Consider the following 12,240-nt stretch of genomic DNA (forward strand, 5'->3'; position numbering starts at 1 on the left):
GGCGCTTCCGGTCGCAGCGGGGAGTCGGGCGGAGGAAAACTCGCTCGTCGCACGTCGAACCAATATCCGAACGCGATCGGCGGTAGGGGAGGTTCAGCCCGGTCTCGTCTTCGTCTCGAAATAGTCGCGATAGCTTTCCTTGGCGTTGCTGATGAAATCCTCGATCTCGGTGGCGGCATTTTCCTCTGCCACGGGCCGCTTGATCCCTGCGGAAACGTCGACCGCGACGATCGCATCACGAAATGCCGCCCGCTCCGACTGGCAGGCCGTTGCGAGCTTGCCCTCGAAGGCGGCAGGCTCGGTCTTGGCGTCGAGCTCGCTCTTCACCAGGCCGGTGAGGCAGGTGGAATAGGCGCGGCGGGCGTCGTTGATCCTGTCCGCCGGGGCGGCGGCAAGCAGCATGAAGAGCAGCTGTGAAATCATGGCGAGTTCCAGTGCGGCAACCGAGCCATGGGAGCATGATATAGGCGCGCCGAAAAGTGAAGCATGATTTTGACGCGCGGTGGCCTGGCCGCGGCGCTGGGGCACTCGGCCGTGGGCTAGCGCCGCGTATCATCGTGCTGCCGGCGACCATTTGCCTCGCTTGCCTTGCGCGGCTAAGTTGCCGGTACCATATCCACCCGGCTGCAGCCTTGCAGTCCATAAAAACTCAGTAAAACGCACAGGGATCTCCCCTGCGGGACCGGAGCAGGCGAAGTACAAATGAGCAAAAGCCAGCCAACACTTGGAAAATTGCTTCGCACGTTACGGTCGCGCAACGGCTGGACGCTGAAGCAGATGAGCGACCATAGCGGCATTCCGGTTTCCACCTTGTCCAAGGTTGAGCATGACCGGCTGACGCTCACTTATGACAAGCTCCTGCAGCTCAGCCAGCGCCTGGGCATACGCCTGTCGGATCTCTTCGCCGAGAATGAGGAGGGCCATAGCGGGCCGGTCACGGCGCGCCGCAGTTTCGGGCGGATCGACCAGGCCGTGCAGGTGATGACCGCCAATTACGATTATCATTATCTCTGCACCGAACTTCGCCGCAAGCGCATGATCCCGCTGGTGACGAAGATCAGGGCTAAGTCGATGGAAGAGTTCGGCGACCTGGTTCGTCATTCCGGCGAGGAATATATCTATGTCCTCGATGGCAGGGTCGAGGTCCAAACGGAATTCTACGATCCCGTCGTGCTTGGCCCTGGCGAATCCATGTATCTCGATTCCCAGATGGGCCATGCCTATCTGGCGGCCGAAGGGTGCAGGGAAGCGACCGTGCTTGCGGTCTGCTCCAGTCCGGAAGAAGCCTATATGAACTGGCTGACCGACATCCGCGATTCCATGGCGGGCCGTTCCGGTAACGACAAGAAGGCCACGATCGAAGATCTCCACCATTTCGCGACCGGTCGCAAGGTCAGCCGCCTGGGAACGCTCCAGGACGTGGAGGACTGAAGACCGTCTGGCCGGTCCGTCCCGTCACTTGTACATGTCCTGGCGCAGGTTGATGCCGTGCTCGACATAGACTTTGAGTGCGCACAGCATTTGCGACCAACCCATGCAATTGCCGTAGGACGCCTGAAGCCCGGGCTCCGTTTCGCGCCACCCTTCCTCGGTGATGGTCACCAGGGTGCGGTCATCGTCGATAGGTTCGAAGTTCATCGTCACGAGAGTCTTATAGCCGGCGCCTGACGCCTCCATGTCGTCGCCTTCCGCCGGCGCGGCGTCATTGGCCTCCCATCGCAGCACGATCCGGCTGTTTTCTTCCACTTCCACCACCTCGACCGGGAAGGCACCCGGAAAATCGTGGAATTCCCAGGTGACGATGGCGCCGCTCTCGAGCCGGCCTTTGGCGCCGCCGGTGGTGAAATAGCCGGAAAGCTTGGCCGGATCGGCAACCGCCTCGAACACTTCGCGAACTGGACGGGATATCCGGGCGGACACCGTGAATTTGAGTTCCATGGCGTTTCTCCTTGTCGCCCAAAGCAATATGTTATATAAATATAACATGTCAATCCCAGGCGAAAGCGATGTTGTTTTCAAGGCTTTAGCGTCGCCTGTCCGGCGCCGGCTGCTCGATGCTCTGAAGGACAATCCGCAGAAGACGGGCACCTTATGCGAACGATTCGCCTCGTTGGACCGATGCACGGTGATGCAGCACCTCAAAGTGCTGGAAGAAGCCGACCTCGTCATCGTCCGGCGGAAGGGCCGCGAGCGCTGGAACCATCTCAATCCCTTGCCCATCAAGGCAGTGCATGACCGATGGATCGGGCCCTATGCCGCTTATGCCGTAGGGATGCTCGATCGGCTGGCGCACGATCTGGAAATGTCAGGCGACAATTGACAATTTTCCAACCGGGACCATTATCTCCGGCGAACCATTCCGGGCCAAAGGCCCTCAACACAGGGGAAAATATGATGAGGCTCCGGCTGGCTGCCTTGCTGCTCGCTTTCGCTCCGATCGCTGCCGCGCAGGCGCAGCCGGGTGAAACCTATATTCACGCCGGGCGCCTTCTGGCCGATCCCGCCAGCGGCCGGGTCGACAAGGAGAAGACGATTGTCGTCAGCGGCGGCCGCATCGTCGCCATTCGCGACGGCTATCAGGGCACGGGTGACGTCGTCGATCTTCGCGACGCGTTCGTGCTGCCCGGCCTGATCGACAGCCATGTCCATATTCTCGGCGAAAGCGGCGTGGGCCAGGAACTCGATTCGTTCAAGAAGACCAGTGCAGACCTGCTGGTGGATGGATTGATCTTCGCGCGGCGCACGCTCGAAGCGGGGTTCACCACCGTGGTCGATCTGGGCGCCGACCCCGACGCCATATTCGCCTTGCGCGACGGCGTCGCCGCCGGGAAAATCGACGGCCCCCGCATCATTGCCGGCGGATTTGTCGGCGCCCATGGCGGCCATGGCGATGTCCACGGCTACCGTGCCGATATCCTGAAACTGTTCCAGAGCCCCTATCTGTGTTCTGGTGCCGACGATTGCGTGCGGGCCGTGCGCCAGGCGGTCCAGCGTGGGGCGGATGTCATCAAGACGGCATCGACCGGCGGCGTCATGTCGAACACGGCCGCGGGTCTCAGCCAGCAGATGACCGATGCGGAACTGAGCGCGATCGTCACGACGGCCCACGGTCTTGGCCGCCAGGTGGCAAGCCATGCCCATGCGGCGGACGGGATCAATGCTGCCCTTCGTGCCGGCGTGGATTCGATCGAGCACGGAACCTATCTCGATGCCACTTCCGTTCGCCTGGCAAAGGCCTCCGGCGCCTATCTCGTGCCGACCCTGCTGGCCGGCGATACGGTGATGCACGACGCGCAGGATCCGAACAGCTGGATGCCGCCCGCCGTCCGCGCGAAAGCGCTCCAGGTCGGTCCCAACATGATCGCCGGCACCCGCCGAGCCCATGAAGGTGGCATGAAGATCGCCTTCGGTACCGATTCCGGCGTTTCCAAACATGGCATCAATGCGCGCGAATTCGGCCTGCTTATCAAGGCGGGCCTCACTCCAATCGAGGCGATCCGCTCGGCGACCGTGTGGGGAGCTGCCCATAACAAGATGAGCGACCAGATCGGTTCCCTCGAGGCCGGTAAGGCGGCGGACATCATTGCCGTGCGGGGCGATCCCCTGACCGACGTGACCGAACTCGAAAGGGTGGGCTTCGTCATGAAGGGCGGCAAAGTCGTCAAGTCGGCCGCCGCGGGCCAGTAGAGAGCCCATACCGAGATCGTCTCGGATGGAATCGATCGGGAGCTGAATCAGGGCATGGTCCGGCAACGCGCTATGCGCGCACCTCCGTCAAGGTCGCCTCCATCGTCGCAAGGAACTTTCGTTCCAGCCGGGAAAGCGACCGTTCCTCGAGACTGACGCCGAAAACCTCGAACTCGACCTTGTCGACGAGCGGGCGATAATCGAGCTCGGAGGTCCGAAGCGCCAGCGCCGTATATTCATCGACGATGGCGAAGCCGGCGCGCCTGCGGACGAGCGCGGCCGCCACGAAATAGGTCTGAACGAGAATGTTCGGGCCGGCGGCATCGCGATTGATGATCTTGTTGAACAGGGTCCCGACCGAACCCGCATTGACGAGACGGATCAGGTCACGGTCGCCCATCATGGCGACGGAAACCCGGTCGGGAGGATCTGGCAGATCCTCCTTGTGGAAAAGCATGACAAGCTCCCCCGCACCGATCGTCTTATGGGTCAGCCGCGGATGGTGGCGGGCGTCATATGCGATGGCGAGGTCGCAGGCGCGTTCGCACAGCGCACGGCTGATATCCTCGCTGTGGAGCGTCTTGATGTCGAACGACACTTCGGGATGTTCCTGTCGAAAACGGGCAACCGCCATGGGCACGGCGTCCAGACCGAGGGAATGCAGCGCGGCGAGGCGCAAATGGCCTTCGCTACCCCGGCCCAGATTTCTCGCGGTTTCGTCCAGGGATTCGACGCGGCTATTCACCTCGCGCGCCTCATGGAAGAGGATGTGCGCTTCCTCGGTCGGCACCAGCCGCCCCTTGATCACGTCGAACAGCTTGAAGCCGACCCGACTCTCGGCGTGACGCAGCACCTTGCTGACGGAGGGTTGCGATACTTGAAGGGCCCGGGCTGCGCCGCTCACCGTTCCGGCGACATAGACTGCATGGAAGACCTCGATGTGGCGAAGGTTCATGAGAGCCATGGCCGGACCCTATTCCCGCCGCGGCCGGTCGACAATCAGGAACGATAGCCCCCGGCTATGGGGTGGGCCATCATCTGCTCTTGCCGGGCCCCGCCGATATGGCGATGCTGCGCGAATGGGAAGCCTTCAGGGGGATATGCACTTATGCAGTTGAAGGACGCTTCGTCCCGGAGGGTCGAGGGCCCATGCAGCGGGCCGGCCGCCGCATGAACTCTGCGCAGGGCGCATCGCCGCCGGACGGGAATGCGGTCGGCCCGCTTCGCCGATACTGGTTCGGCATTCCGCTGTGGAAGCGTATCCTGCCCGCGCTTATGCTCGGCGTCCTGACCGGATGGCTGCTGGGCGAAAATGCCGTTCAGCTGCAATGGATGGGCGACCTGTTCATTCGGCTGATCCGTATGCTGGTGGCGCCATTGGTGTTCGTCATCATCGTCTCCGGGATCGCTGCGCTCGGCGATCCCCGGAAACTCGGGTCGATCGGGGTCAAGACCCTGTTCCTGTTCGCGCTCATCACCTTGAGCGGGGTTACGGTCGGTCTGACGCTCGGCACCTGGATCCAGCCTGGTGCGGGCATTTCCCTGGCAAGTGCCGAAAGCGCCGCCGTCCAGCAGGCCAAATCGTTCACCGAACAATTGCTGTCGATCGTGCCCGTCAATCCGGTCAAGTCCCTTGCCGAAGGCGAGATGATGTCGGTCATCTTCTTCGCCATCATGTTCGGGATCGGCATATTATGCGCCGGCCCGCGCGCGCAGATGGTCGGCAATCTCTTCCATGGCGCCACCGACGTGCTGATCAAGCTCGTTCACATCATCATGGAAGTCGCGCCGTTCGGCGTCTTCGCGTTGATGGCCGCCCTGGTCGGCAAGAGCGGTTTCGCGGTCTTCGCCAATATATTCTGGCTGGCGCTCTGCGTCGTGATCGGCTGCGCGGTGCAGACCTTCCTCGTCCACGGAAGTCTGGTCCGCTTCCTCGGCCGGCTGCCGCTATTGCCATTCTATCGCGGCATCGCCGAAGTGATGATCGTTGCCTTCTCGACCTCCTCGAGCTCGGCTACCCTTCCCGTCGCCATGGCCGCAGCCGAGGACAGGCTCGGCATCAAGCCGCCGGTCGTCGCGACGGTGATGCCGCTCGGCTCGACGATGAGCATGGACGGAACGGCCATGTACATGGCGCTCCTGTCGATGTTCGCTGCACAGAGTTTCGGCATCGTGCTGCAACCGTCGGACTATCTGCTGCTGCTGCTGTCCATCACGATCGTCGCGATGGGGACGCCGCCAATCCCGTCCTCGTCGCTTTTTCTGCTGGTCGCGATCCTCTCGGGAGTCGGGATAGGTCCGGAACAGACGGCGCTACTGGTTGGATTCATCCTGCCGATCGACCGGCCGCTCGACATGATTCGAACGATCCCGAACGTCACCAGCGATCTCGCCGCCGCCACCGTCGTCGCGAAGTGGGAAGGCGAGATCGACCTGGATATCTATCACGCCCGCAGGCCCAATGAGGATTGAGGATTCCGACCTTCAGTTCACTTTCTTGAAATCGAGGTCCTGGAAGTCGAAGCTGAAGTCGGTCCGCGCCGAGATCGCCTGCATCGTCATTCCTTCGACCTTGCCGCCAAAACCTTCCTCGAAGCGGACGAAGGCGTCCGCCTCCATGCTTCTGTCGTTCCAGCGCACGATGAAGATGTTACCGCGATAGGGCGTCAACGGCCCTTCAAGATGCTTGGTACGGCTGAATTTCAGGACCAGCCGGTCCCCCTCGCGGCGAATGGTCGCGTCACCCCGCCAGGGATCGTTGTAGCGGCCCGCATAGGCGTCGAGCGGTAGCGAGGGCGGGCCGGCGGAAGCGGCAATGCGTGCGACTTCCTGCTCGACGGCGTCGACCTCATTGCCGCGTTGCTGGTTCTGCGCGATCGCCATGGCCACCCAGTCGCGTTTGGGGGCGCCGAGATAGGCATCCAGGATCTGGTTGCCCACCGTGTCCATCGCCGCGCCGGATTGCTGGTTGGTGAAGACGAGGACGCCCAGATTGAGTTCCGGGATCATGGCCACCCAGGTGACGGTGCCCAATACGCCGCCGGTATGGGCCACCTTCTTGTAGCCGAACACGTCCTGCACGCCCCATCCCAGGGCATAGCCGGCAAAATGGGTGCGGTTCATGGCCGCCACCGGCCCTCCCACCGGCAGGACAGTGTTCATCGACCACATCTCGTCGCGGCGTTGGGTGCTGAACACCTGCTTTCCGTTCGGCGCCTTGCCACCAGCGAGCTGGGTCATCAGCCATTTCGACATGCCGTCGATATTGCAATTGATCGTTCCGGCCGGTCCAACCTGATCGATGCTGACGACCTCGACCGGTCTCAACTTGCCTTCGACCACCACATGCGGCGAGGCGAAATTGCTGCGGTCCGCGATCTGGCCATAGGTCGGCGCGCAGGGACGCATTCGCAGCGGATCGAGAATCCGCGCCTTGACGAAATCCTCCCAGCTCTGGCCGGTCACGGCCGGGATGATCTGACCCGCCACCATGAACATGACATTGTCATAGTCGAATTTGGTGCGAAAGCTGGAGACGGGTTTCAGGTGGCGAAGACCGCGCATGATCTCTTCACGGCTGAAATCGGTGGACGGCCAGAACATCAGGTCGCCGGCGCCGAGGCCAAGACCGCTGCGGTGGGTGAGAAGGTCGCGGATGGTGAATTCGCGGGTCACATAGGGATCGTACATCCGGAAGTCCGGGAGATGGTCGATCACCTTGTCGTTCCAACCGATCTTGCCCTCGTCCACCAGGATGGCGAGCGCCGCCGAGGTAAACGCCTTGGTGTTCGAGCCGATCTGGAACAGGGTGTCGGTGTCGACCGCGCCGCGCTTGCCGGCCTCGCGCACGCCATAGCCCTTGGCGTAGACCAGCTTGCCGTCCTTCACGATGCCGACCGCCATGCCCGGCACCTGGAAGGCCTCCATCGCCCGGGCCACCGTCTCGTCTATCTTTGCGGGCGCGATCGGCAAAGCGGGCTGAGTCTGGGCCGCGGGCGCCTGCGCGGCGACAAGGAAAAGGCCGGCCGCCGCGGCGCATGTCCATGTCCGAAGCCCCGCCGGAGCCGCGGCGAAAATCCGGCTTCGCCTTTTCAGGCCGTGATATCGCTTTGTCATGAAGCCCCCATTTCCTTGTGTTTCTTCATGTGTTCCTACGGGAAGAGGAAGATCGTGCAAATGCCAGGTTTCCTCGCGGCGAAACATGAAACCGAATTCCCGTTGCGGAAGGCCACGTCTGTATTATATGCATAATACAGCGGGGAGGGCAAGATGAAATTGGCGACCGGAGGCACCGGCAAGGCGGCGATGGGCTTCATCCTCTTGCTGGCCCTGCTCGACGCTGTCTCGATGGGCCTGATCTATCCCATCCTTCCCCAGCTCGTGATCGACCTGTCGGGCGGCGATACGCCCCATGCTTCACGCATCTTCGGCCTTCTCGCCGCAGCCTGGGCCGTGATGAACTTCGTGGCGGCGCCGATCCTCGGCACCTTGTCCGACCGCTTCGGACGACGGCCGGTCATCCTGATTTCCGCCTTCGGCCTGGCGATCGACCTCGTCATCATGGCGCTGGCCCAGAATCTCGCATGGCTGTTCATCGGCCGATTGCTGTCGGGTGTGACGGCCGCAAGTTATGCGACGATCTCCGCCTATCTGGCCGATGTGACGCCTCCGGAGCAGCGCGCCAGGCGCTTCGGGCTACTTTCCGGCATCTTCGGCATCGGTCTTATCCTGGGCCCCGCGGCCGGCGGATTGCTTGCCGAGATCAGCCTCAGGGCACCTTTCTGGGTCGCGGCGGTCCTGACGGCGTTCGGCTGGCTCTATGGTCTCCTCGTGCTCCCGGAATCGCTGCCGGCGGAGCGCCGGGCGAGACTCTCCTGGCATGCCGCCAATCCGGTCAAATCCTTCGGCGTGCTGACCAGATATGAAGGTCTTTCGGGTCTGTCGGCGATGGCGATGCTCGTCCAGCTCGCGGCGCAGGCCGTGAATACATTGTTCATGCTCTACACCGCCCACCGTTATGGCTGGACGCCCGTCCAGGTCGGGCTCCTGCTGATGGTCTATTCGGCCGGGACGATCGTGATGGTCGCCGCATTGTCGCCATTCCTGGTGAGTCGTTTTCGCGAGCGCAAAGTCGTGCTGGGCGGCCTCCTGTGCCTGGTCGTCGGATTTCTCGGTCTCGCGGTCGCTCCGACCGGTTTCTGGTTCGCCGCCGCTTGCGCCGTGATCTGCCTCGGAAACGTCGCCACTCCGCCGTTGCAGGCGCTGCTTACCCACAAGGTCGGGGCAGACGAGCAAGGCCGGCTGCAGGGCGCCTTGTCCGCCTTGATGGCGCTGACCGGAATGGTGGGCCCGATCCTGTTCACCCAGATCTTCGCCTGGTCCATCTCCGGCAATGCGGTGCCAGCCATGTCGGGCATCGCGCTCGCCGTCGGTGCCTTCATGGCGGCACTGGCCTGGCTGCTTGCTTTGAAGGTCGCCAGAAGCCCGAAGGCGGAGAAAATGCCGTCTGCCGAGGATGCGGCCGCGACGGCAGCGGGAATGATGCCGAGCTAAGTTTCCCGCATGTTCAAGGTGCGGCCTTGGTCTTCACAGGCGCGCTGCGCAAAATCGTCCGCCCCGAACGCACGCCCGTCGGCCGGCTGTCTTCGAACACCTGCTCGCCATTGACCCAGACCCGCTGGACGCCGACCGACAGGGCGTTCGGATCCTCGCTCGTGGCGCGGTCGGCGATGCGGTCGGGATCGAACAGCACCAGGTCCGCCTTCATGCCGGGACGAATGAGCCCGCGATCGGCCATGCCCATATGGGCGGCGGCGGCCCCCGTCATCTTGTGGATCGCCTGTTCGAGCGTGAGCAACGGCTGGTCGCGGACATAGAGGCGGAGCACCCGCGGAAAGGCTCCGGTGCCGCGCGGATGGCGTCCGGCAAGCTGTCCATCGCTGCTGATATTGGAATAAGGCCAGGCGATCAGCTTGGCGACGTCCTTGCTGTCCATGCTGGTGCCGATCACGGATTCCTCGGCGCCCGGCGCCTGCGATTCCGCGATCAGCTGCATCAACGCATCGGTCGGATCGATGCCGCGCTGCTTCGCCACGTCCGCGACCGTCTTGCCGACGAGCGACGGATCGGGGCTGAAGGACGACAGTAGCAGCCCCTCGGGCTTGGCAATCTGCTGGAGCGCGAACTCGGCGGCCTTGCGGTTGGTGAAGTCGCGATCGGGGAACATGACCGTCAGCGTCGATTGCCAATATTCGTACGGATAGACGTCGCCGGTAATGTCGACGCCTGCCGCTCGCGCACGGTTCATGACGCCAAGGAAGCGATCTGCCTGGCCCCACAGGTCGGTCATGGCGAGCTTCATATGCGAAACCTGCACCGGCATGCCCGTGACCCGCCCGATCTCCACGATTTCGTCGAGCGCATCCCAGATGAAGCGGTCCTCGCTCCGCATATGGCTGATATAACGGCCGCCGAACCGCGCCGCTTCCTTCGCCAGAATCAGCACTTCTTCCTTGCTGGAATAGATGCCGGGATCATATTCGAGGCCGGTTGACAGGCCGATCGCGCCCGCCTCCATTCCCTCGCGGACCAACGTCCGCATATGCTCGATCTCGGCGGCGGTCGCCTTCCTCTTATAATCCTCGCCGAGCACCGCCGCGCGCACGCTGTTATGGCCTATATAGGAACCGATATTCACGGCGACGGGATGCTTCCTCATCCGTTCGAATAGAGGCGACAGCGGCAATTCCGAGCCGCCGTCCTGGCCGACGATGATGGTCGTGATCCCCTGGCTGATGACGGGAAGGGCATCGGGCGCCTCGAACAGTCCGCCGTCATGATGGCTGTGGGTGTCGATAAAGCCCGGCGAAAGAAGGTGGCCGGCGGCGTCGATCACCTGCTCGCCCGCGCGCGGCGTGAGTTCTCCGACGGCTTTGATCGTGTCGCCCTCGACCCGTACCGAAGCCGCGCGTGCCGGGCTTCCACTGCCGTCGACGATTCGCGCATTGACTATGAGAGTCGATTTTTGCGCCGCCTGTATCTGTCCCGGCACCGTCACCAGCATGAACGCCGCCAGCAGCAAACGGACGCGTCCGGCCTGCCGGCCTGGTCCCCTGCTCCCCTTCGCCCTCTTCCTCGTCATACCGTCCTCTCCGGCTTCATTTTTCGATCATGAAGGAGGAAACCTTGTCCCCCGGCGCGACCTGATAGGCTATTGTGAAGGCGCGATCGCCGAGCATCGCCTTGTAACTATAGGCGACATCGTCGCCGAGTTGCCGGCGCTCGACGAGCTCGAGCGACTTCAGCGGCCCGGCGTCCTTCAGCATCGGCGCGAAATATTGGTTGGCGGCCTCCGCAAAGCCCTTTGAAGCGAGCGGCAGGTCTTCCTTGCGCAGTGTCCCGGCGCGGGCGCGCTCGATCAGGGCAGCGACGCGTGGTTCGATGGCCGGTTCGGGTCTGGGCCGGGGGCCGGGGGCGACCAGCGCCGGATTCCAGAGCTTCGCAATCCCGTCGGTGAAGCTGGAAACCTCGGCGCTGCTGGAATTGGTCAGCAGGATCACCGCCAGATCCTCCCCGAGATAGCGGGAATAATAGGTCCGGAAGCCTTGCCAGGCGCCGCCATGATGAAGGCGGGGCTTGCCGTCGGCTTCGTCAAGGGACCAGCCGAAACCGTAAGGATAGGGATTGCCGCTGTTGAGCTTCACCGGCGCATAGACCTGAGTCCAGCCGGCGGCGCTCAGCACCTCGCCTTTCTCCACCGCCCGCGCCCAGGCGATCATGTCGTTCAAGGAGAAATAGAGGGAGCCGTCCGCGGTCCTGTTCATCGTCGGCGACACCCAGTCCTGATTCTTGAGGACCCCGCCGACCAGCTGATAGCCGGACGCGCGATTGGGGACGATATCGGCCTCGGTAATGCCCTGCGCCGTTTTCATGCCGAGCGGCTTGAACACCTCGGTGGCCAGCAGGTCGAGATAGGACGTGCCGGTCTTCTTCTTCACGATTATGCCAAGCAGCACGTAGCCGGTATTGCTGTAGCTCCAGCGCGAGCCGGGCTGGAAGTCGAGCGGCAACGCATATGCGAACTTCACCAGTTCGTCGTCCGTATAGTCGCGCCTGAAATCGAAGTCCCCGGTATAGTTCGCGACGCCCGAAGTGTGCGTGAGAAGGTGGCGGATCGTGATCGGGCGCCAGCTTTCGGGCGCGTCGGGAAGATATTGGGACAGGGGATCGTCGAGCCCGATCTCGCCCCGTTCGACCAGCTTCATGACCAAGGCGGCGGTGAACATCTTCCCGACGGAGCCCGACTGGAAAATGGTGTCGCGCGTCACCGGGACGTCATGTTCCAGCGTAGCGCGGCCATAGCCCTTGGCAACGACGATCTCACCCTTGTGGAGGACGGCGACGGCGGCGCCCGGCACATGTCGTTCGCGCATTTCCCGGGTCATATAATCGTCAAGCTGCGTCCGGAACGTCGTAGGATCCGGGGCCGATAGGGCCGGGACGGCGGCGAACAGGCCCGCCACCGCGCACAGTTTCGAAATCAGCCTGATCATT

Annotated in this window: 11 protein-coding genes; 5 read left to right on the top strand and 6 right to left on the bottom strand. The window is 62.9% G+C overall.

Features of this window, described 5'->3' with window-relative positions; translation table 11 throughout:
* Positions 1 to 93 precede the first annotated feature (93 nt).
* Positions 94 to 423, bottom strand: a complete 330-nt coding sequence (locus tag RQX22_RS12185) for a hypothetical protein (protein ID WP_315726798.1) — start codon at positions 421 to 423, stop codon at positions 94 to 96.
* A 279-nt stretch (positions 424 to 702) separates the two neighbouring features.
* On the opposite strand from RQX22_RS12185, the gene RQX22_RS12190 reads away from it, so the two are divergent.
* Entirely contained in the window at positions 703 to 1,431 is a 729-nt protein-coding gene (locus RQX22_RS12190; RefSeq protein WP_315726799.1) for a helix-turn-helix domain-containing protein, read from the top strand.
* A gap of 24 nt (positions 1,432 to 1,455) precedes the next feature.
* Here RQX22_RS12190 and RQX22_RS12195 read toward each other — a convergent pair whose 3' ends face one another.
* Positions 1,456 to 1,938, bottom strand: coding sequence for an SRPBCC family protein (locus RQX22_RS12195; RefSeq protein WP_315726800.1), 483 nt, complete (start codon positions 1,936 to 1,938; stop codon positions 1,456 to 1,458).
* A gap of 46 nt (positions 1,939 to 1,984) precedes the next feature.
* On the opposite strand from RQX22_RS12195, the gene RQX22_RS12200 reads away from it, so the two are divergent.
* Positions 1,985 to 2,320 (top strand): ArsR/SmtB family transcription factor, encoded by a 336-nt coding sequence (locus RQX22_RS12200; protein ID WP_315726801.1) that lies wholly within the window; start codon positions 1,985 to 1,987, stop codon positions 2,318 to 2,320.
* A 71-nt stretch (positions 2,321 to 2,391) separates the two neighbouring features.
* Entirely contained in the window at positions 2,392 to 3,687 is a 1,296-nt protein-coding gene (locus RQX22_RS12205) for a metal-dependent hydrolase family protein (protein WP_315726802.1), read from the top strand.
* 70 nt (positions 3,688 to 3,757) lie between these two features.
* Here the strand turns inward: RQX22_RS12205 and RQX22_RS12210 are convergent, their stop codons facing one another.
* On the bottom strand, positions 3,758 to 4,651 hold the full coding sequence (locus tag RQX22_RS12210) for a LysR family transcriptional regulator (protein WP_315726803.1): 894 nt from the start codon (positions 4,649 to 4,651) through the stop codon (positions 3,758 to 3,760).
* Positions 4,652 to 4,857: 206 nt separating this feature from the next.
* Here RQX22_RS12210 and RQX22_RS12215 point away from each other — a divergent pair, with 206 nt between their 5' ends.
* The gene (locus tag RQX22_RS12215) at positions 4,858 to 6,159 is read left to right on the top strand and encodes a dicarboxylate/amino acid:cation symporter (protein ID WP_315726804.1); all 1,302 of its coding nucleotides are present in this window, start codon (positions 4,858 to 4,860) and stop codon (positions 6,157 to 6,159) included.
* Between the two features lie 12 nt (positions 6,160 to 6,171).
* On the opposite strand, the gene RQX22_RS12220 is transcribed toward RQX22_RS12215, so the two are convergent.
* Positions 6,172 to 7,803, bottom strand: coding sequence for a serine hydrolase (locus RQX22_RS12220; RefSeq protein ID WP_315726805.1), 1,632 nt, complete (start codon positions 7,801 to 7,803; stop codon positions 6,172 to 6,174).
* A 153-nt stretch (positions 7,804 to 7,956) separates the two neighbouring features.
* On the opposite strand from RQX22_RS12220, the gene RQX22_RS12225 reads away from it, so the two are divergent.
* Positions 7,957 to 9,240, top strand: a complete 1,284-nt coding sequence (locus RQX22_RS12225; RefSeq protein WP_315726806.1) for a TCR/Tet family MFS transporter — start codon at positions 7,957 to 7,959, stop codon at positions 9,238 to 9,240.
* A gap of 13 nt (positions 9,241 to 9,253) precedes the next feature.
* On the opposite strand, the gene RQX22_RS12230 is transcribed toward RQX22_RS12225, so the two are convergent.
* Complete coding sequence (locus RQX22_RS12230; protein ID WP_315726807.1) at positions 9,254 to 10,828, bottom strand: N-acyl-D-amino-acid deacylase family protein; 1,575 nt, start codon at positions 10,826 to 10,828, stop codon at positions 9,254 to 9,256.
* 16 nt (positions 10,829 to 10,844) lie between these two features.
* Positions 10,845 to 12,239, bottom strand: a complete 1,395-nt coding sequence (locus RQX22_RS12235; RefSeq protein WP_315726808.1) for a serine hydrolase domain-containing protein — start codon at positions 12,237 to 12,239, stop codon at positions 10,845 to 10,847.
* Position 12,240 lies beyond the last annotated feature (1 nt).

This window comes from Sphingosinicella rhizophila (assembly GCF_032378825.1).
Taxonomy (GTDB): Bacteria; Pseudomonadota; Alphaproteobacteria; order Sphingomonadales; family Sphingomonadaceae; genus Allosphingosinicella; species Allosphingosinicella rhizophila.

Bases quoted from the DNA above. Each gene is read 5' to 3' on its own strand.
- RQX22_RS12185 (WP_315726798.1), bottom strand. From the start codon at position 423: ATGATTTCACAGCTGCTCTTCATGCTGCTTGCCGCCGCCCCGGCGGAC.
- RQX22_RS12190 (WP_315726799.1), top strand. From the start codon at position 703: ATGAGCAAAAGCCAGCCAACACTTGGAAAATTGCTTCGCACGTTACGG.
- RQX22_RS12195 (WP_315726800.1), bottom strand. From the start codon at position 1,938: ATGGAACTCAAATTCACGGTGTCCGCCCGGATATCCCGTCCAGTTCGC.
- RQX22_RS12200 (WP_315726801.1), top strand. From the start codon at position 1,985: ATGTCAATCCCAGGCGAAAGCGATGTTGTTTTCAAGGCTTTAGCGTCG.
- RQX22_RS12205 (WP_315726802.1), top strand. From the start codon at position 2,392: ATGATGAGGCTCCGGCTGGCTGCCTTGCTGCTCGCTTTCGCTCCGATC.
- RQX22_RS12210 (WP_315726803.1), bottom strand. From the start codon at position 4,651: ATGGCTCTCATGAACCTTCGCCACATCGAGGTCTTCCATGCAGTCTAT.
- RQX22_RS12215 (WP_315726804.1), top strand. From the start codon at position 4,858: ATGAACTCTGCGCAGGGCGCATCGCCGCCGGACGGGAATGCGGTCGGC.
- RQX22_RS12220 (WP_315726805.1), bottom strand. From the start codon at position 7,803: ATGACAAAGCGATATCACGGCCTGAAAAGGCGAAGCCGGATTTTCGCC.
- RQX22_RS12225 (WP_315726806.1), top strand. From the start codon at position 7,957: ATGAAATTGGCGACCGGAGGCACCGGCAAGGCGGCGATGGGCTTCATC.
- RQX22_RS12230 (WP_315726807.1), bottom strand. From the start codon at position 10,828: ATGACGAGGAAGAGGGCGAAGGGGAGCAGGGGACCAGGCCGGCAGGCC.
- RQX22_RS12235 (WP_315726808.1), bottom strand. From the start codon at position 12,239: ATGATCAGGCTGATTTCGAAACTGTGCGCGGTGGCGGGCCTGTTCGCC.